The sequence below is a fragment of the Variovorax sp. GW823-FHT04B03 genome, assembly GCF_058796495.1.
Genome location: NZ_JBXAIT010000001.1, coordinates 818252 through 838108, shown reverse-complemented (window position 1 = coordinate 838108; position 19857 = coordinate 818252). Strand labels below are relative to the sequence as shown.

Annotated in this window: 16 protein-coding genes; 12 read left to right on the top strand and 4 right to left on the bottom strand. The window is 69.5% G+C overall.

Annotated elements, in window-relative coordinates; all coding sequences use genetic code 11:
• Positions 1-196: 196 nt before the first annotated feature.
• Complete coding sequence (locus tag AC1RAD_RS03735) at positions 197-3358, bottom strand: efflux RND transporter permease subunit (RefSeq protein WP_492733959.1); 3162 nt, start codon at positions 3356-3358, stop codon at positions 197-199.
• Entirely contained in the window at positions 3355-4578 is a 1224-nt protein-coding gene (locus AC1RAD_RS03730) for an efflux RND transporter periplasmic adaptor subunit (RefSeq protein ID WP_206167840.1), read from the bottom strand. The genes AC1RAD_RS03735 and AC1RAD_RS03730 overlap by 4 nt, the downstream gene beginning before the upstream one ends.
• A gap of 184 nt (positions 4579-4762) precedes the next feature.
• Between AC1RAD_RS03730 and AC1RAD_RS03725 the strand changes: the two genes are divergently transcribed.
• The 7 genes from AC1RAD_RS03725 to mdoH all read left to right on the top strand — a co-directional run bounded on the left by AC1RAD_RS03725 (position 4763) and on the right by mdoH (position 12599).
• Entirely contained in the window at positions 4763-5221 is a 459-nt protein-coding gene (locus AC1RAD_RS03725) for a hypothetical protein (protein ID WP_369631270.1), read from the top strand.
• A gap of 90 nt (positions 5222-5311) precedes the next feature.
• On the top strand, positions 5312-6670 hold the full coding sequence (gene miaB, locus AC1RAD_RS03720; RefSeq protein WP_369631269.1) for a tRNA (N6-isopentenyl adenosine(37)-C2)-methylthiotransferase MiaB: 1359 nt from the start codon (positions 5312-5314) through the stop codon (positions 6668-6670).
• A complete protein-coding gene (locus AC1RAD_RS03715) occupies positions 6670-8097 on the top strand; it encodes a sensor histidine kinase (protein ID WP_492733956.1) in 1428 nt (475 codons plus the stop codon). The genes miaB and AC1RAD_RS03715 overlap by 1 nt, the downstream gene beginning before the upstream one ends.
• 84 nt (positions 8098-8181) lie before the next feature.
• A complete protein-coding gene (locus AC1RAD_RS03710) occupies positions 8182-8793 on the top strand; it encodes a hypothetical protein (RefSeq protein WP_492733954.1) in 612 nt (203 codons plus the stop codon).
• Complete coding sequence (locus AC1RAD_RS03705; protein WP_070060101.1) at positions 8790-10178, top strand: sigma 54-interacting transcriptional regulator; 1389 nt, start codon at positions 8790-8792, stop codon at positions 10176-10178. Before AC1RAD_RS03710 ends, AC1RAD_RS03705 begins: the two co-directional genes overlap by 4 nt.
• Positions 10179-10371: 193 nt before the next feature.
• Positions 10372-10572, top strand: a complete 201-nt coding sequence (locus tag AC1RAD_RS03700; RefSeq protein ID WP_082818265.1) for a hypothetical protein — start codon at positions 10372-10374, stop codon at positions 10570-10572.
• An 8-nt stretch (positions 10573-10580) separates the two neighbouring features.
• Positions 10581-12599: a glucans biosynthesis glucosyltransferase MdoH gene (mdoH, locus tag AC1RAD_RS03695; RefSeq protein ID WP_159273892.1), complete on the top strand. Its 2019-nt coding sequence runs from the start codon at positions 10581-10583 to the stop codon at positions 12597-12599.
• Between the two features lie 90 nt (positions 12600-12689).
• Here mdoH and AC1RAD_RS03690 read toward each other — a convergent pair whose 3' ends face one another.
• Both AC1RAD_RS03690 and ffh read right to left on the bottom strand, forming a co-directional pair.
• Positions 12690-13025 carry an ankyrin repeat domain-containing protein gene (locus tag AC1RAD_RS03690; protein ID WP_159278540.1) on the bottom strand — a complete coding sequence of 112 codons (336 nt, stop codon included), beginning with the start codon at positions 13023-13025 and terminating at the stop codon, positions 12690-12692.
• A gap of 48 nt (positions 13026-13073) precedes the next feature.
• The gene (ffh, locus tag AC1RAD_RS03685) at positions 13074-14468 is read right to left on the bottom strand and encodes a signal recognition particle protein (RefSeq protein ID WP_070060104.1); all 1395 of its coding nucleotides are present in this window, start codon (positions 14466-14468) and stop codon (positions 13074-13076) included.
• 161 nt (positions 14469-14629) lie between these two features.
• Here ffh and AC1RAD_RS03680 point away from each other — a divergent pair, with 161 nt between their 5' ends.
• Genes AC1RAD_RS03680 through ampD form a run of 5 tightly spaced genes read left to right on the top strand, consistent with a single transcriptional unit; the run spans position 14630 to position 19550 of the window.
• Positions 14630-15442: a cytochrome C assembly family protein gene (locus tag AC1RAD_RS03680; protein WP_056575582.1), complete on the top strand. Its 813-nt coding sequence runs from the start codon at positions 14630-14632 to the stop codon at positions 15440-15442.
• Complete coding sequence (locus tag AC1RAD_RS03675) at positions 15439-15696, top strand: PP0621 family protein (protein WP_062480350.1); 258 nt, start codon at positions 15439-15441, stop codon at positions 15694-15696. Before AC1RAD_RS03680 ends, AC1RAD_RS03675 begins: the two co-directional genes overlap by 4 nt.
• On the top strand, positions 15693-17390 hold the full coding sequence (locus AC1RAD_RS03670) for a two-component system sensor histidine kinase NtrB (protein WP_095948201.1): 1698 nt from the start codon (positions 15693-15695) through the stop codon (positions 17388-17390). Before AC1RAD_RS03675 ends, AC1RAD_RS03670 begins: the two co-directional genes overlap by 4 nt.
• A 5-nt stretch (positions 17391-17395) precedes the next feature.
• On the top strand, positions 17396-18946 hold the full coding sequence (locus AC1RAD_RS03665; protein WP_492733951.1) for a sigma-54-dependent transcriptional regulator: 1551 nt from the start codon (positions 17396-17398) through the stop codon (positions 18944-18946).
• Complete coding sequence (gene ampD, locus AC1RAD_RS03660) at positions 18933-19550, top strand: 1,6-anhydro-N-acetylmuramyl-L-alanine amidase AmpD (RefSeq protein ID WP_492733949.1); 618 nt, start codon at positions 18933-18935, stop codon at positions 19548-19550. Before AC1RAD_RS03665 ends, ampD begins: the two co-directional genes overlap by 14 nt.
• The last annotated feature ends 307 nt before the right edge of the window (positions 19551-19857 follow it).

Sequence of the window (19857 nt, the reverse complement as noted above, 5' to 3'; positions counted from 1 at the left end):
GTCACACACATGGGAAGAGCAGCGGCGGAGGGAATGGAGAGAGCCGTTGAGGAGAGAGGCCGGAGCGCCTTCAATGGGCGATGGTCCGGGTGTGGCGCAACGCGGGACTGCACAAGTCCTTCCTGGCCGGGTGGCTCACGCTCATGGCCATCCGGCATCTTTTGAATCGCCGTCAGGCGTGTAGTTTGAACCGCCGTCAGGCGTGTGAGGCCGCATGCCCCGCCGCAGCCTCGGCCTTCGCCTCGCCCGGCAGCTCCACCATCGGCCCGCTGCCGCTGTAGCGGTCGAGCGCCAGGTAGATCGCGGGCGTGATGTACAGCGTGATCACCTGCGAGAAGATCAGCCCGCCCACCACCGCCACGCCCAGCGGCTGGCGCAGCTCGGCGCCGGCACCCAGGCCCAGCGCGAGCGGCAGCGCGCCCATCAGCGCGGCCAGCGTGGTCATCAGGATCGGGCGGAAGCGCAGCCGGCAGGCTTCGCGGATTGCGTCGACCGGCTTCATGCCCTCGGTGCGCTGCGCGTCAAGGGCGAAGTCGATCATCATGATCGCGTTCTTCTTCACGATGCCGATCAGCAGCAGGATGCCGATGGTCGCGATCAGCGTGAGGTCGAAGCCGAAGAGCTTCAGCGAGATGAGCGCCCCCACCGCCGCCGAGGGCAGGCCCGCCAGGATGGTGAGGGGGTGGATGTAGCTCTCGTACAGCACGCCCAGCAGCACGTAGATGACCAGCACCGCGAGCACCAGCAGCACGGCCTGGCTCGACTGCGAACTCTGGAACACCGCCGCATCGCCGCCGTAGGTCGTGATGATCGACTGCGGCATCTTCAGCTCGTCCTTGAAGCGGTCGATCTTCGCGGTCGCGTTGCCCAGCGGCACATCGGGGCCGAGGTTGAACGACACCGTCACCGCCTGCAGCTGGCCCTGGTGGTTGACCGAGGTCGGCCCCACGGTGCGCTTGACGGTCGAGAAAGCCGACAGCGGCACCAGCTTGCCGGTGGTGCTGCGCACCGACAGGCGCGCCACGTCTTCCTCGAACTGGCGGTCGCTGTCGGCCGCCGACAGGATCACCTGGTAGGTGTTGCTGGCGCCGTAGATGCTGCCGATCTGGCGGTCGCCGTACGCGTTGTACAGCGCGGTGCGCAGGTCGCCCACGGCCACGCCGAGCACGCCGGCCTTGTCGCGGTCGATCTCCAGCGTGGCCTGCAGGCCGCGGTTCTGCGAGTCGCTCGTCACGTCGCGGAAGTCGGGGTCGGCGCGCATGCGCTCCATGAGTTTGGTCGACCACGGCACCATCTCGCCGGCATTGACGCTCTGCAGCGTGTACTGGAAGCGCGCCTTGCTCTGGCGCCCGCCCAGGCGCAGGTTCTGCACCGGCTGCATGTACACGGCAATGCCCGGAATCTCGCGAAAGCGCTGGCGCAGCGACTCGAGCACCTTGGCCATCTTGGGGCGCTCGCTGCGCGGCTTGAGCACCGCGAACAGCCGGCCCGAGTTCTGCGTGGCGGTCGGGCCGCCCACGCCGACGAAGGAACTGACGTAGTCCACGCTCGGGTCGGCCTTGAGCGCGGCGGCCACGCGGTCCTGCAGCGCCTTCATGGCGGTGAACGAAATGTCTTCGGCCGCCTCGGTGGTGATCTGGATCTGGCCGATGTCTTCCTCGGGGAAGAAGCCCTTGGGAATGCTGATGAAGAGCCAGGCCGTGACCACGAAGGTCAGCCCCGCCATGACCAGCATCAGCGCGCGGTGCCCGAGCGTCCAGTCGAGCGTGCGCATGTAGCCGCCGTGCACGGCGCGGTAGCCGCGCTCGAAGGCACGGCCGATCGCCGTGCCGGGCTCGGGGTGCTCTTCCTCGTGGTCGAGTGCGCCTTCCTTGCGCGGCACGTGCTTGAGCAGCCGGCTCGCGAGCATGGGCACGAGCGTGAGCGACACCACGGCCGACACCAGCACGGCCAGCGCCACCACCACGGCGAACTCGTGGAACAAGAGGCCGATCACGCCGGGCATGAAGAAGATCGGGATGAACACGGCCACCAGCGAGATCGAGATCGACACGATGGTGAAGCCCACCTCGCGCGCGCCGCGCAGGGCGGCGGCCATCGGCTCCATGCCCTTCTCGACGTAGCGCATGATGTTCTCGAGCACCACGATGGCGTCGTCCACCACCAGGCCCACGGCCAGCGTGATGCCCAGCAGCGAGACGTTGTCCAGGCTGTAGCCGAAGGCGTAGAGCAGCGCCACCGCGCCAATGAGCGAAATGGGAATGGTGGCCGCCGGAATCAGCGTGGCCACCAGCCGGTGCAGGAACAGGAAGATCACCAGCACCACCAGCGCGATGGTGCCCAGCAAGGTGAGCTGCACGTCGTGCACCGCCTCGCGGATCGAGAGCGAGCGGTCGTTGACCATGTGGATCTCGACCGACTGCGGCAGCTCGGCCTTGAAGCGCGGGATGAGCGCGCGCACCGCGTCCACCACCTGCACGGTGTTGGCGTTGGGCTGGCGCTGCACGGCCAGCGAAATCGAGTCTTGCCCGTTGAAGCTGCTGGCAGTCTTGACCGACTCGAAGCTGTCTTCGAGCGTGGCCACTTCGTCCAGCCGCACCGGCGCGCCGTTGCGCTGCGCGATGATCAGCTTGGCGAAGTCGGCCGCTTTCATGAGCTGGCGGTTGGCCTGGATGGTGAGCGTCTGGCGCGGGCCGTCGAGCGTGCCGACCGGCGTGTTGGCGTTGGCCGAATTCACCGCCTTGGCCAGCTCGTCGAGCGTGATGTTGCGCGCGTTGAGCAGGTCGGCGTTGGCCTTGATGCGCACCGCGAAGGCCTTGCGCCCGTACACGCCCACCTGCGCCACGCCGTCGATGGTCGAGAGCGTGGGCGAAATGAGGTTCTCGGCGTAGTCGTTGAGCTCCGACGGGTTCATCGACGGCGAGATCAGCGCGATGAACAGCACCGGCGCGTCGGCCGGGTTCACCTTGCGGTACGAGGGCAGCTGCGTCAGTTCTTGCGGCAGCTGGCGCTGGGCGCGCAGCAGCGCGGCCTGCACGTCAACCGCGGCGGCGTCGATGTCGCGGCTGCTGACGAATTCGAGCGTGAGCGAGGTCACGCCCTGGGTGTTCACCGAGCTGATGGTCTGCAGGCCGGGGATGGTCGAGAACTGCTTTTCGAGCGGCAGCGCGACCGAACTCGCCATGGTGTCGGGGCTGGCTCCCGGCAGCTGCGCGTTGACGTTGATGACCGGCGTGTTGTAGCTGGGCAGCGCCGCCACCGGGATGCTGAAGTACGCAAAGATGCCGATGACCACGACGGCCGCCGACAGCAGCACCGTCATCGCCGGACGGCGGATGCAGAGCTCTGAGATGTTCATGCGCGTTCTCGTGCCGGCTGAACATCCGACGAAGCGGCGCTGCCGGGCGTGACGCCCGTGGTGCCGTTGGCAGGCGCCCCGCCTGGTCCGGCCGGTGCCTTCACGTCGATGCGCACCTTGCCGCCCGGGCGCACGTTCTGGCTGCCTTCGATCACGACCTGCTCGCCGGGCGTCACGCCGCTCACGGCCACCTTGGTGCCGAAGGTGTGGAGCACCTTGACCTGGCGGCGCGCCGCATTGCGCTCGGCATCGACCACGTACAGCGTGGCGCCGTCGGACAGCATCATGAGCGCCGCGGCCGGCACCACGGTGACGCCGTCGAGCATGCGCACCGTGATGCGCGTGTTGACGAACTGGCCGGGCCACAGGCTCTGGTCGGCGTTGGCGAACACAGCCTTGGCGCGCACGGTGCCGATCTGCGGGTCGACCGTGTTGTCGACGAAGTCGAGCGTGCCGAACAGCGGCTCGCGGCGGCCCGTGACCAGCGCCTCGACCTTGGCGCGCGTGCGCGCCGCGGCCAGCAGGTCCTGCAGGTTGCCTTCGGGCACCGGGAAGCTCACGGCGATCGGGTCGAGCTGGGTGATGGTGACCAGCGACAGCGTGGGCTGCACCAGCGTGCCCGGGTAGATGTTCACGGCGCCGATGCGCCCCGCGATGGGCGCGCGCAGCGTGGCGTAGCCCAGCGCCACCTGCGCCGACTGCACGGCCGCGCGGTCGGCCGCGACGGCGGCGCGCTGCGCCTGGAGCTGCGACAGCGTGGCATCGGCCGCGCTCTTGGCGATGAAGTTCTGCGCCACCAGGTCCTGGCTGCGCTTGTACTGGCGCTCCAGGTCGGCCATGGTGGCCTCGTCCTTCTGCTGCTGGGCCCGGGCGCGGGCCAGGTTGGCCTGGTCGTTGCGGTCGTCCAGCGTGAAGAGCAGCTGCCCTGCTTTCACGAACTGGCCTTCCTTGACATGCACCGCGCTCACGGTGTTGGTGACCTGCGGGCGCAGGTCGACGCTGTTGAGCGAAACCACGCTGCCGTTGACCTGCACCGTGACCGGAACGTCCTGCTTCTCGGCCGTGGCCAGCGTGACCAGCGCGGCGGGAGGCCCGGCGTTCGCGGCCTTGGCATCCTTCGTGTCCTTCGTGACGGGCCGATCGCCCGACATGCGCCACCAGCCGCCTGCGACGGCTACGATCAACACGCCCGCGAGGGCGAAGGCGGCAGATTTCTTCATGGGTTCTTGTGCACTTTGGGCTGACAGCAGCTATTGGAGCAGTGGCCGACGCACGGTGTTCACGGGCGCCGTAAAGAAATGTAAAGCAGGCCGACGCAAAGCCCCCGCACCACCCGCTGCACCCGGTATGAGGGAAAACACCCCCTCGCTAAAATCGCCGGTCCACAGCCTCTGGATATACCCCATGAACCGCTGCAAGACACCCACGAAAACACTCACCTCCCTCGCCCTTTGCGCAGCCCTTGCCGGCGCCGCAGGTCTTTTCTCCCTCCACGCCAGCGCCCAGGACGAGGTGCCCCGTCCGCAGACCCAGAACGAGTCGCTCAACGGCGGGCGCAACTTCCCCATCGGCACGCTGCGCGGCAAGTTCATGGTGACCAGCGCCCCCGACGTCGAGCTCGACGGCCGGGCCGACCGCCTGGGCGCCGGCGCGCGCATCCGCAGCCCGCAGAACATGCTGGTGATGCCCGGCGCGATCATCGGCCAGAAGTACCTCGTGAACTACACGCGCGACGCCGCCGGGCTGCTGCGCGAGGTCTGGATCCTGACGCCCGACGAGGCCATGGCCAGCCGCGAATCGCTGAACAAGCCGTTCCTGAACATCTGGCCGTTCACCTCGAACGACACGCTGAACACGCAGTAACGCGGCCGGGCCGCAAGCAAGCAAAAATCCGCGGGCGCCACGCGCGCCTCGCAGCCCTTCCTCTTTGCGAAGGGCACAGAGAGCTCCCCCATGAAAAAAGTATTCATCAAGACCTTCGGCTGCCAGATGAACGAGTACGACTCGGACAAGATGGCCGACGTGCTCCACGCCGCCCAGGGCTACGAGCCCACGCAGAACGTGGACGAGGCCGACCTCATCCTGTTCAACACCTGCTCGGTGCGCGAGAAGGCGCAGGAGAAGGTGTTCTCCGACCTCGGCCGCGTGAAGCACCTGAAGGCCAAGGGCGTGAAGATCGGCGTGGGCGGCTGCGTGGCGAGCCAGGAAGGCCAGGCCATCATCGCGCGCGCGCCCTACGTCGACATCGTGTTCGGCCCGCAGACGCTGCACCGCCTGCCCGAGATGCTGAACGACCGCGAGCGGCTGGACCGCCCGCAGGTGGACATCAGCTTCCCCGAGATCGAGAAGTTCGACCACCTGCCGCCCGCGCGCGTGGAAGGCGCGACCGCCTTCGTGTCGATCATGGAAGGCTGCTCCAAGTACTGCAGCTACTGCGTGGTGCCCTACACCCGCGGCGAGGAAGTGAACCGCCCGCTCGACGACGTGCTGGTCGAAATTGCCGGCCTGGCCGACCAGGGCGTGCGCGAGATCACGCTGCTGGGCCAGAACGTGAACGCCTACCGCGGCAAGATGGGCGACACCGCCGAAATCGCCGACTTCGCGCTGCTCATCGAGTACGTGGCCGAGATCCCCGGCATCGAGCGCATCCGCTACACCACCAGCCACCCGAACGAGTTCACGCCCCGGCTCATCGAGGCCTACGCCAAGGTGCCACAACTCGTCTCGCACCTGCACCTGCCGGTGCAGCACGGCAGCGACCGCATCCTCATGGCCATGAAGCGCGGCTACACGGCCATGGAATACAAGAGCACAGTGCGCAAGCTGCGCGCCATCCGCCCCGACCTGGCCCTGTCCAGCGACTTCATCGTCGGCTTCCCCGGCGAGACGGATGCCGACTTCGACAAGATGATGAAGCTCATCGACGACTGCCAGTTCGACAACAGCTTCAGCTTCATCTTCAGCCCGCGCCCCGGCACGCCCGCCGCCGCGCTGCAGGACGACACGCCGCACGAGGTGAAGCTGGCGCGCCTGCAAACGCTGCAGCGCGTGATCGACGGCAACGTGCGCCGCTTCGGCGACGCGCTGGTGGGCAGCACGCAGCGCGTGCTGGTCGAGGGCGCGTCGCGCAAGGACGCGAACGAACTCATGGGCCGCACCGCCTGCAACCGCGTCGTCAATTTCGAAGGCGACGCCCGCCTCGTGGGCCAGATGGCCGACCTGCGCATCACCCGCTCGCTGGCGTACACGCTGCGCGGCGAGGTGGTCACGCGCGAATCGGCCCTGGCTGCCGCCACGGCGCTCGCCCACTGATGGCGAAACGTCCGTCCGTCCGGGGCTCGTTCCAGCAGCTCCTGCTGTTTGCCTTCCTGCTGATCACCGCGCTGCTGGTGGGCGTGGCGCTGCGCTCGGTGCTGCAGTACGACGCGCTCGTCACGCAAAGCCGCGACGCCGCCGCGCGCGCGCTGCGCCTGTCGGGCGCCTCGCAGTCGCTGGCCGAGCGCAGCGCGGCCATGGAGCGCGCGGGACGCCAGTCGCTGGTGCTCAACGACGCCGTGCTGCGCCGCCGCTTCGACGAGGCGGCGCGCGAAGCCCACCAGGTGCTGGAGCGCCTGGAACGCAACGGCCTGCCGGCCGCCGGCATCGACATGTGGCGCAGCCAGCTCGGCGTGATCGAAGGGCTGCTCGGCGGCAGCCCCGACAGCGCCCTGGCGCGCGAAAGCACGATGGCGATGCAGTTCCGCGAACTCGACGCCCTGAACACCAACATCGCCCAGCAGGCGCAGTTCCTGATCGAAACGCAGAACGACGCGCTGGCCAAGCGCATCGAGAACGCGCGCCGCCGGCTGATGCGCGAGGTGGTGGCCGCCAGCGTGCTGGCCGTGTCGCTGGCGCTGGCCTTCGGCATCTGGCTGGCGCGCCCCTTCAAGCGGCTCGAGAACGCCATCGTCGGCCTGGGACAGAACCGCCTCGACGAGCCGATCGACATCCGCGGCCCGGCCGACGTGCGGCGCGTGTCGCAGCAGCTCGAATGGCTGCGCCTGCGCCTGACCGAACTCGACGCCGACAAGGCGCGCTTCCTGCGCCACGTGTCGCACGAGCTGAAGACGCCGCTGGCGGCGCTGCGCGAAGGCGTGTCGCTGCTCGAGGACGGCGTGACCGGCCCGCTGAATCCGGCGCAGCTCGAAGTGGCTCAGATCCTGCAGCAGAACACCGTGTCGCTGCAGAACCAGATCGAGGCGCTGCTGCGCTTCAACGCCGCCGCCTTCGAGGCGCGCGAGCTGCGCCGCGAACGCACCGAGCTGCTGCCGCTGATCGAGGAGCAGATCGAGGCCCAGCGCCTGCAGTGGCAGGCGCACGGCCTGCGCGTGCGCGCCGAGGGCGAGCCGATCGCCCTCACGGTCGACCGCACCAAGCTCGGCACCGCCATCGCCAACCTGCTGTCGAACGCGATCCGCTTCTCGGCCGCCGGCGGCGTCATCACGCTGGTCGTGTCGGGCACGCCCGAGGCGGTGCACATCGACGTGTGCGACGCCGGCCCCGGCATCGCCGTGAACGACCGCGACCGCATCTTCGAACCCTTCTTCCGCGGCGAGCGCCAGCCCGAGCACACGGTGAAAGGCACCGGCATCGGACTTTCCATCGTGCAGGAGTACATTGCAGCCCATGGGGGCCGCATCGCCCTGCTGCCGGACGGCCCCGGTGCACGCTTTCGCATCGAACTGCCGCGCACGACCTGACCCCGGACACCCCACCCACACCGCCCCGCGCTTTTTCGACCCATGTTCCTTTCGTTCGTCCGCAGATCCACCTTCGCCGGGGCCATGGCCGTGCCATGCGCCCTGTTGCTGGCAGCCTGCGCCTCCCAGCCCAAGCCGCCGGCCGAAGCCGACGCGCTGCCGCCGCCCGTGGCCGCGCCGCGCGTCGTGCCGGTCGAGGCCGAGCCCCGCGCGCCGGCCACGCAGCCGGCCTCGCTCTTCACGCAGCTCACGCAGGGCCCCGTCGCGACCATGCTGGCCTATGCCGACAAGGTGCGCCCGCTGGGCGGCGCCGACCTGAGCGCCGAAATTGCGCGCGTCAGCGAACAGGGCGAAACGCCCGCGGCGCAGATGCAGCTGGCGATCCTGCTCGCGCAGACCCGCGTGCCGGCCGACCTGGCGCGCGCGCTGGGCCTGCTGCAGCGCGTGATCGCCAACCCCGCGCCCGAGGCGCAGCCGCTGCATCCACTCGCGCGGGCGCTGGCGGCGCGCTATGTCGAGCAGCGCCGCGTCGAAGACGACCGCGACAAGCAGGTGCAGCAGCTGCGCGACAGCCAGCGCCGCATCGACCAGCTCAACGAGCGCATCGAGGCGCTGCGCGCCATCGAGCGCAGCTTCGCCCGGCCCAACACGCCGGCACCCACGCCCTCCTCCAACGGAAGCAGATCCAACCCATGAGTACAGCTGGTGCCCGCCTCCTCGTGGTCGACGACGACCCGGACATGCTGCGGCTGCTCTCGATGCGGCTGGTGTCGGCGGGCTACCAGGTCACGGCCGTCACCTCGGCCGAGACCGCGCTCACGCAGCTCGAGATCGAGCACCCGCAACTGGTGCTCAGCGACGTGCGCCTGCCCGGGCGCGACGGCCTGCAGCTGTTCGACGAGATCCGCAAGCGCCACCCGACGCTGCCGGTCATCCTGCTGACCGCGCACGGCACCATCCCCGACGCTGTCGAAGCCACGGCGCGCGGCGTGTTCACCTACCTCACCAAGCCCTACGACGCGCGCGAGCTGCTCGAGAAGATCGCGCAGGCATTGGCGCTCGGCGCGCCGACCACCACGCCCAGCAAGACCGGCGACGACAGCTGGCGCTCGGAAATCGTGAGCCGCAGCAACCGCATGGCCGAGCTGCTGGCCGAGGCGCGCATGGTCGCCAAGTCGGACGCCTCCGTGCTGCTGCGCGGCGACTCCGGCGCCGGCAAGGAACTGCTGGCACGCGCCATCCACAAGGCCAGCGCGCGCGCCGACAAGCCCTTCGTGGCGGTCAACTGCGGCGCCATTCCCGAAGCGCTGCTCGAATCCGAGCTGTTCGGCCACATGAAGGGCGCCTTCACCGACGCCCACGCCAACCACAAGGGCCTGTTCCAGCAGGCCGACGGCGGCACGCTGCTGCTCGACGAAATCGGGGACATGCCGCCCGCGCTGCAGGTCAAGCTGCTGCGCGTGCTGCAGGAGCGCGCGGTGCGCCCGCTGGGCGCGAGCCAGTCGATCGAGGTCGACGTGCGCATCGTCTCGGCCACCCACCGCGACCTGGACGCCGCGATGGAGGCCGGCCAGTTCCGCGAAGACCTGTATTACCGCCTGAACGTGGTGACGCTCACGCTGCCGCCGCTGTCGGCGCGGCGCGAGGACATTCCGCTTTTGGCCAACCACTTCCTGCAGAAGCTGTCGACCAAGTACGGCAAGCGGCTGTCGGGCTTCGCGCCCGAGGCGCTGAAGGCGCTGACCACCGCCGCGTGGCCGGGCAACGTGCGCCAGCTCTACAACGTGGTGGAGCAGGTCTGCGCGCTGTCGGGCTCGCCGCTGATCCCGCTGGCGCTGGTGCAGCGCGCGCTGCGCGTGCCGAGCGTGGAGGTGCTCACCTACGCCGAGGCCAAGCAGCGTTTCGAGCGCGATTACCTCGTCGGCCTGCTCAAGCTGACCGATGGCAACGTGGCCGACGCGGCCCGCCTGGCCGACCGCAACCGCACCGAGTTCTACCGCCTGCTGCAGAAGCACGAGCTCACGCCGGGCAACTTCAAGGCCGACGTTGTCGCTCCCGGTGGCGACCCTGTCGCCGAGTAGCGACAGGCCTAAGTCGTTGATTTGAAAGGCTGTTTCCCGAGGGCCTCCCCGGCTTGTCGGGATTCGGCGACAAAAACGGGGGTTTCGAGGGCCCGGCAGGCCCCTCCCCCACGGAAAACGGTTTCGAATCGCGCCAAGTCGTTGATTTGAAAGCGTTTTTCCAGGCTGGCACAGGGTTTGCCCCTGTACTGGCATGACAGCACTTACCAGCCCATCTTTCGCACTGCGTCCGCAGCGCGACGGCCTGCGTCAAAAGCAGTTTTCCTCCTCGCGGCCCCGTGCCGCGGGCCATTCGCTGACCGCGCTCTCCGGCGTCGGCGGCGCCGCCACGGACTGCGTCTTCAAGCGCCTTCCGGCCATTGGCGACACCCCCCTCGACAAGCAACGTTGGTGAATGAACCGATGAAGCCGAACGACTTCTCCCACCTCAACGTCCTCGCCGAATCCGATTTCGCACGCCGCAGCGCGCTGCGCGAGGAACGCCACCCCAACGCCGTCACCGCACCGCCGTTGAACCGCGGTTCCATGGCACCGCGCCCTTGGCGTGGTTTCTGGAACAGCCTCGGCACCGCACTGCTCGTGCGCCTGGGCGCCGGCCGCAACGCCGACAGCGCCCCCGCCGCCAAGCAGGCCGCCCCGGCCCCGCAGGCCTGGGAACGCGCCGCCGGCCAGCGCCGCCTCGCCTTCATGCTGCTCACGCTGCTGAGCACCGTGATCGCGTCGTCGCTGTTCGCCAGCGTGCAACCCGACTACGACAACGTCTGGCTCGAATACGGCCAGATCGGCCTGTACGGCCTGCTGTCGGGCTGGGTCGTGACCGGCTTCGTGACCGCGCTCATGGGCTTCTATGTCTCGGTGCGCGGTGACAAGCACGCCCTCTCGGCGAAACAGGTGGCCCACCACCCGATGAACCCCGAGGCACGCACCGCGATCATCATGCCGATCTGCAACGAGGACGTGGCCACCGTGTTCGCCGGCCTGCGCGCCACCTGCGAATCGGTCGCCTCCACGGGCCACGCCAAGCAGTTCGACGTGTTCGTGCTGTCCGACAGCTACAACCCCGAGACCGCCGCCGCCGAGCGCGCCGCCTGGGAAGACCTGCGCGCCGCGCTGGCCGAGAGCCCGAACCAGCCGCAGGTCGAGGTCTACTACCGCCTGCGCACCCGCCGCACGCACCGCAAGGCCGGCAACGTCGCCGACTTCTGCCGCCGCTGGGGCAAGGACTACCGCTACATGGTCGTGCTCGACGCCGACTCGGTGATGAGCGGCGACTGCCTGGCCTCGATGGTCAAGCTGATGGAAGCCAACCCCACCGCCGGCATCATCCAGACCGCGACGCAGGCCATCGGCCACGTCACGCTGCACGCCCGCGCCCAGCAGTTCGCTTCGCGCGTCACCGGCCGCCTGTTCACGCTGGGCATGCAGTTCTGGCAGCTCGGCGAGTCGCACTACTGGGGCCACAACGCGATCATCCGCGTCGAAGCCTTCATGAAGCACTGCGCGCTGGCCCCGATCAAGGGCACCGGCGGCATGTCGGGCGGCATCATGTCGCACGACTTCGTCGAAGCCGCGCTGATGCGCCGCGCCGGCTACCACGTGTGGCTGGTGTCCGACCTGGTCGGCAGCTACGAGCAGCAACCGCCGGACCTGCTGGCCGAGCTGCAACGCGACCGCCGCTGGTGCCAGGGCAACCTGCAGAACGCCCGCCTGATGGCCGAACCCGGCATTCACCCGGTGCACCGCGCGATGTTCGTGACCGGCACCATGGCGTATGTCTCGGCCCCGCTGTGGCTCGCCTTCCTGACGCTGGGCACCGCCCTGTGGCTGAGCGGCTCGAGCCTCGTGTCGAGCTGGAACGTGCTGCCTGCCGAACTGGCCGGCCTGTGGGTCTGGACCCTGTGCCTGCTGTTCCTGCCGCGCGTGCTGGGCATCGCCGCCGTGCTGATGCGCGGCGAACAACGCCAGTACGGCGGTGTGTGGGGCCTGGTGAAGAGCTCGGTGCTCGAAGCCGGCCTGGCCATCGTGCAGGCCCCCGTGCGCATGCTGGCCCATTCGCTGTTCGTGCTGGTCGCCCTCACCGGCATCAAGCTCGACTGGAAGTCGCCCCCGCGTGAAGCCAACGCCGTGCCGTGGAAGGTCGCTGCCTCGCAGCTGGCCCCCATGACGCTGGTGATCGCCATGCTGGCCGTCGGCGTCGCGATGATCGACCCGAGCGCGCTGATCTGGCTCATGCCTGTCGGCCTGCCGCTGCTGCTGGCGATTCCGCTGACCGTGCTGACCAGCCAGATCGCGCTGGGCACCACGCTGCGCGACCGCGGCTTCCTGCTGATTCCCGAGGAATCGCGTTCGCCCGCCGTGCTGCGTCGTGCGTGGATGCATGCACTGCGCCTGGCGCGTCCGGCGGCGCTGGCCACGGCCTGATGCGATCTCAGCCCTGCGGCTGATCGCTCCAAAGAAAAAGCCCGCTTCGGCGGGCTTTTTGCTGGGCGGTGCGCGATGCGCATCGATCTGTCAGAAGGGCAGCCAGCGGCGCCAGAACGGCGGACGGGGTGCGCGGGCGCCGCGCGCCACCAGCGCCGCGACGAGCGCCTCGCGGCCGTGCTTGCGGGCGGCCTGCAGCGGTGTCAGCCCGTCGAATTCAGACAGCAGGTTCGGATCGGCACCGTGGTCCAGCAGGTAGCTGGCGATCTCGCCGTGCCCCTGGACCAGGCTGGCCACCAGCGGTGTGCACAGGATCTCGGGGTGCTGGTAGTTCGGATTCACGCCCGCACCGATGTGATAGCGCACCAGGTCGAGGTCGCCGGTCAGCGCGCCCTGGTAGAGCTCTTTCCAGTCGCCTGCGGACATGGCGGAGCTGCGTGCCTCTCTATATATGCATGCGTCGAGCGGTCGGGCTCAGAACGGCAGCTTGCCGCCACCTCCGCCCATGCCGGGCATCCCGCCCATGCCCTTCATGCCGCCCATCTTCTTCATCATCTTCATCAGGCCGCCGCCCTTCATCTTCTTCATCATGCCCTGCATCTGCTCGAACTCGTTGAGCAGGCGGTTCACTTCCTGAACCTGCACACCCGCACCGGCCGCGATGCGGCGCTTGCGCGTGGCCTTGAGCAGCTCGGGCTTGCGGCGCTCCAGCGGCGTCATGCTCTGGATGATCCCTTCCTTGCGGCGGATGTCGCGCTCGGCGCGGGTCATGTCGGCCTCGGTGGCCTTGGCGGCCATCTGCTGCGGCAGCTTGTCCATCAGGCTGGAGAGGCCGCCCATCTGCTTCATCTGCTGCAGCTGGCCGAGGAAGTCGTTCAGGTCGAAGCCCGCGCCGCTCTTGACCTTGGCCGCGAGCTTCTGCGCCGCTTCGACGTCGACGCCGGCCGTGACCTGCTCAACCAGCGCGACGATGTCGCCCATGCCCAGGATGCGGCCCGCATGGCGCTCGGCGTCGAACACCTCGAGGCCGTCGATCTTCTCGCTCACGCCGGCGAACTTGATCGGCACACCCGTCACCTGGCGCACCGACAGCGCCGCGCCGCCGCGCGAATCGCCGTCGGTCTTGGTCAGGATGATGCCGGTGAGGGGCAGCGCTTCCTTGAAGGCCTTGGCGGTGTTGATCGCGTCCTGGCCCTGCATGGCATCGACCACGAACAGGGTTTCGACCGGATCGAGCTCGGCGTGCAGCTGCTTGATTTCGGTCATCAGCACTTCGTCGATCGCGAGGCGGCCGGCCGTGTCGACCAGCAGCACGTCGAAGTAGTGGCGCCTGGCGTGGTCGAGCGCGGCGCGCGCGATGTCCAGCGGCTTCTGGTCGGGCGTGCTCGGGAACCACTCGGCGCCGGCCTGCTTGGTGACGGTCTTGAGCTGCTCGATGGCGGCCGGGCGGTACACGTCGCCCGACACGGTGAGCACCTTCTTCTTGCGCTTCTCGATCAGGTGCTTGGCCAGCTTGGCGGTGGTGGTGGTCTTGCCGGCGCCCTGCAGGCCGGCCATGAGGATCACCGCCGGCGGCTGGGCCGCGAGGTTGATGTCGGACACGCCTTCGCCCATGGTGGCAGCCAACTCGCGGTTGACGATGCCGACCAGCGCCTGGCCCGGCTTGAGCGAGCCCAACACTTCCTGGCCGAGTGCCTTCTCCTTCACGCGGGCGACGAAGTCGCGCACCACGGGCAGCGCCACGTCGGCCTCCAGCAGCGCCATGCGCACCTCGCGCAGCATGTCCTGCACGTTGCTTTCGGTGATGCGCGCCTGGCCGCTCATCGTCTTGACGAGGCGGGAGAACTTTTCGGTGAGGGCGGTGGCCATGAAGGAAATACCTTGTTGTCCGCGGCAGCGGACCGATGGAAAGTCGTGAAAACCTGGAAGCGGTATGTGGGCCCGCTCTCTCGCGGGGGGTGCCCCCGGCGGGGGTGGGCGAAGCGACGCGACGTGCGCGAAGCCGGGGGGCGAGCCTATACACTCCACCGATGATTTTAGCGATCCCCTCCCCACTCGGCGTGGCGCTGGGCATCGCCACCGCGGCAGCCTACGGTTTTGCCGCTGCCGCCGGTGCGCGGCTCAGCCGCCAGACCACCCAATGGGCGCTCGGCATCGCATGGCTGCTGCACGCTGCGGTGCTCGGCCACGGGCTGATCGGCGGCGACCCTCGCTTCGGTTTTGCGCCGGCGCTGTCGGTCACGGCGTGGCTGGTGCTCACGGTCTACGCGGTCGAAAGCCGCCTGTACCCGCAACTGAAGGCACGCCGCGCGCTGGCCTGGCTGGGCGCGGCCGCCGTGCTGCTGGCGCTGCTGTTCCCGGGCACGCCGCTGCATGTCAGCGCCTCGCCCTGGCTGCCGCTGCACCTGGCGCTGGGCATCGCCTCGTACGGCCTGTTCGGCGCCGCCGTGGTGCACGCCTGGCTGATCACGCGAGCCGAAAAGCAGATCCGCCTCGCCAGCGCCGATGCACAGGCCGGCGTGCCGCTGCTCACATTGGAACGGCTCACCTTCCGCTTCGTCACGGCGGGCTTCGTGCTGCTGTCGGCCACGCTGTTGGCCGGCCTGCTGTTCAGCGAGCAGCTCTACGGCGCCGCCGGCCGCGCCTGGAAGTGGGACCACAAGACCATCTTCTCGGTGCTCGCCTGGCTCAGCTTCGCGGTCCTGCTGACCGGCCGCGCGCGCTTCGGCTGGCGCGGACGTACCGCGCGGCGCGTGCTTTACGCGGGCGCGGCGCTGCTGCTGCTGGCCTACGTGGGTTCGCGCTTCGTGCTCGAAGTCGTGCTGACGCGCCTGCCGGCATGAAGTACCTGCTCGTCCTCGCGGTGGTGTGGGTCGCGATCTGGCTCTGGCGCAAGAACCGGCGCGAAGAGATGCGCGACGCACAGCAGGAACGCGCCAAAAAAGCGCAACAGCGCACGCCGGCCGTCGGCCCGCCGCAGGCCATGGTGCGCTGCGCCCATTGCGGGCTGCACCTGCCCGCGGCCGACGCACTCCCCGGGCCGGACGGCGCGGTGTTCTGCAGCGCCGCGCACCGCCAGGCCGGCACCTCCGCATGAGTTCATTGCGCCGGTCGCGCGGCGAGCCGGCCACCGACTGGGACGTGCTCGACCTGGGCGCCGGCGACAGCACCGCGCTGCTGCGGCTGTGGCGCGGCTTCATGGCGGCGCGCTGCTTCGTGGCGCTGGTGCTGGTGCTGCTGCAGGGCGTGGCCTTCGCCATCGGGCAGGCCGTGCAGCCGCTGCCGATCGTGCTGTCGGGCGGCTACCTCGTGCTGGCCTGGCTGGAGATGCGCTATGCGCACTTCGAGCCGCCGATCCGCGGCTTCTCGACGCTCTGGCTGCTGACCATCGGGGTCGACCTGGGCATCTTCAGCGCCCTGCAGGTGCTGCAGGGCGGCAGCGTCAACTACACGCCGCTGTTCGCGCTGCCCGTGCTGATGAGCGCGGTGCTCGGCACGCTGCTCGTGGGCCTGGGCACCACGGCCACCGTGACGCTGCTGCTGCTGGCCGACGCCGGCTGGCACTGGCTGCAGCAACCCGGCGATCCTTCGGCGCGCTTCGTGCAGGCCGCCCTCACCGGCACCGGCCTGTTCGTGGTGGCGCTGCTCGCGCACGAACTCGCGCGCCGGCTGGCGCGCGAGGAAGCGGTGGCGCAGCGCAGCCGCAGCCACGCGCAGATGCAGGCGCAGGTCAACGACCTGGTGATCGAAACCCTCAGCGAAGGCGTGCTGGTGATCGACACCGACGGCCTGGTGCACGCGGCCAACCCGGCGGCCGACGCGATCCTCGGCCAGGGCCTGGCGCAGCTGGCGTTGCCGTTCCCGCTGCACACCCAGCCGGCCTGGCACGCGCTGGCCGCGCTCGCGCGCCAGACCTTCGCGCGCCGCGCCCCGCAGACCGAAGAGATCCCGGTGGCACAGGCCCGCGGCGCGGCGCGCGAGGTGCGCGTGCGCACCCGGCTCACGCCCACCGACGACCGCCGCGCCGACAGCCTGTGCGTGATGTTCCTGCAGGACCTGCGCGAGCTCGAAGCCCGCATCCGCACCGAAAAGCTCGCCGCGATGGGCCGCATGTCGGCCGCGGTGGCGCATGAAATCCGCAACCCGCTGGCCGCCATCGCGCAAGCCAGCGCGCTGCTCAGCGAAGACCTGACCGACCCGGCGCACCGCAAGCTGACCGACATGGTGCAGCACAACGCGCAGCGCCTGGCGCGCATCGTGGACGACGTGCTCGACGTCTCGCGCGCGCGCCAGCAGCGCGTGCTCTCGCTGGGCGAGCAACTGGTGCTCGACCCGGCGGCGCAGATCCTGGCCGAGGAATGGATACGCCAGACCCAGCGCAAGGGCGTGCGCGTGGCGCTCGACGCGCCGGGCAGCGAGGTGCGCTTCGAGGCCGAGCACCTGCGCCGCCTGCTGGTGAACCTGCTGGACAACGCGGCACGCTACGCCAGCCAGCGCGAGGGCGCGATCCAGGTCATCACCACCTTGCAGCGGGCCGGCGTGCAGCGCGCCGCGTTGCTGGTGTGGAGCGACGGTGCGCCGCTGGAGCCGGCGGTTCAGCGCCACCTGTTCGAACCCTTCTTCTCGTCCGAGAGCCGCTCCAGCGGCCTGGGCCTGTTCCTGTGCCGCGAGCTGTGCCGGCGCCACGGCGCCACCATCGGCTACGAACGGCGCGCACTGGTGCCGGGCGGGCCCGAGGGCAATGAATTCTTCGTCAGCTTCGCACCGAGCGAAAACCGGCTGACACAATAGCGGCCGTGAGCTCTCTCCCGCCTTCCGCCGCCGCCCCGCGCCCCGCGCAGATCCTCGTCATCGACGACGAACCCGACCTGCGCACGCTCTACGAACTCACGCTGCTGCGTGAAGGCTACCGGGTGGAAGCGGCAGGCAGCGTGTCCGAAGCCTGGCAGCACCTGGAAGCCGGCCGCTTCGACGCCGTGATCACCGACATGCGGCTGCCCGACGGCGAAGGCATGGAGATCATCCATCGCATCCAGAAAGACCAGCGCAGCGAGCGCTGCGTGGTCATGACCGCCTACGGCTCGGCCGAGAACGCGGTCGAGGCACTGAAGGCCGGCGCCTTCGACTACCTCACGAAGCCGGTCGACCTGAAGCAGTTCCGCGCCGTGGTGGCGTCGGCCGTGCAGGCCAACCGCGCCGCGGTGGTCGTGCCGCAAAAGGCGCCGCCGCAGGCCGCCGGCCAGGGCGGCGAACGCCCCGATGCGCTGGCCGTGACGCGCAGCGGCGCCACCGCGCTCGACCGGCTGGTCGGCGACTCCGACCCGATGCGCCTCGTGAAGTCGCGCATCGCCAAGGTGGCGCGCGGCATGGCGCCGGTGCTGGTGCGCGGCGAGTCGGGCACCGGCAAGGAGCTGGTCGCGCGCGCCGTGCACGGCTGCAGCCAGCGCAGCGAAGGTCCCTTCGTCGCGGTGAACTGCGGCGCGATTCCCGAGAACCTGCTCGAGGCCGAGTTCTTCGGCGCCAAGAAGGGCTCGTACACCGGCTCGTCGCAGGACCGCGACGGCTACTTCCAGGCGGCGCGCGACGGCACGCTGTTCCTGGACGAAATCGGCGACCTGCCGCTGGCCATGCAGTCGAAGCTGCTGCGCGCCATCCAGGAACGCAGCGTGCGCGCGATCGGCTCGACGCAGGAAGACGCGGTCGACGTGCGCATCGTGAGCGCCACCCATAAAGACCTGCACGCCGAGGTGCTGGCCGGCCGCTTCCGGCAGGACCTGTTCTACCGGCTCAACGTGATCGAGATCGCCGTGCCCGCGCTGCGCGAGCGCCGCGAAGACCTGCCCGCGCTGTGCACCGCGCTGCTCGCGCGCATCGCGCAGGACGGCGGCCTGCCCGTGCCGCGCCTGTCCGACGCGCTGCTGCAGCGCCTGGCCCAGCACCCGCTCGACGGCAACGTGCGCGAGCTCGAGAACCTGCTGCACCGCGCCGTGGCGCTGAACGACGGCGACGAGCTGCACATCGACCTGATGGGCGCGATGACGCCGATGCCGGCCGCGCCGCGCGGCGAATCCGCCGAAGCGCCAGCCGCCGTCGCGGTGGCTGCGCCCGCCGCGCCGGCGGTCGAGCCCAAGCCCGCGCCGCCACCGCTGCCCTCCGACCTGCAAGCCTGGCTCGACCAGCAGGAGCGCGAGATCCTCGTGCGCGCGCTGCACGAAAGCGGCTTCAACCGCACGGCCGCCGCCGCGCGGCTGGGCATGAGCCTGCGCCAGATCCGCTACCGCATCGCGCGCCTGGGCATCTCCACGCCCAACGGCGACGACGGCGCCACCGCGCATGCCGACGACTGACGACCCCGTCACCCCACCGGCCGGCGACGACAGACTTTGGCGCGCCGGCTGGTACCGCTTCGCCAAGGCCCTGCCCTCGCCCAACTTCGGCCCGCGCCCCGTCGGCGCGCAGACCGACCTGATCGTGCTGCACTCCATCAGCCTGCCGCCGGGCGAATACGGCGGCGACGCCGTGCAGCAGCTCTTCACCAACCGGCTCGACTGGGACGCGCACCCGTACTTCCAGTCGATCCGCGGGCTCGAGGTGTCCTCGCATTTCTATGTGCGGCGCAACGGCGAGCTCTGGCAGTTCGTGAGCTGCGAGGACCGCGCCTGGCACGCCGGCGTGTCGTCGTGGCGCGGGCGCAGCAACTGCAACGACGACTCCGTCGGCGTCGAGCTCGAAGGCCTCGAGGGCGAGCGCTTCGAGGAGGCGCAGTACGAAACGCTGGCCAGCCTCTGCGCCGCGCTCGCGCAGCACTACGCCATCGCCCACATCGCCGGCCACGAGCACATCGCGCCCGGCCGCAAGCAGGACCCCGGCGCCGGTTTCGACTGGCGTCTGCTGCGCGAACAGCTCGGCTGGAATCCACAGATGTTTCCCGAGCAGGTGGTCGCGCGCTAATTTTTTCAATCGCTCCGTGGCCCGCGATGCGCCGCTCTCGCAGCGCAGCAATCTCGCAAGCGCAGGCACGCGACGTAGCAACCATGCGGCCTGCAGGCCCAAATCGCCTTGCAAGCCGCGCCCCATGCGGGTTGCGCCACCATGGGCCAGTATTCACGCGGCATCGCTGGCGATGCGCTGAGTGCGGCGCAATTCCTGTCAGGGTTGCGTCCATAGGAAAACACTACCTGTAGTGGCTTGTGGGGCACAGACACCCTAGATATAGTGTCTTCCCGTTCGGCAACAACGCCGACGCAAGGCCCGCGAG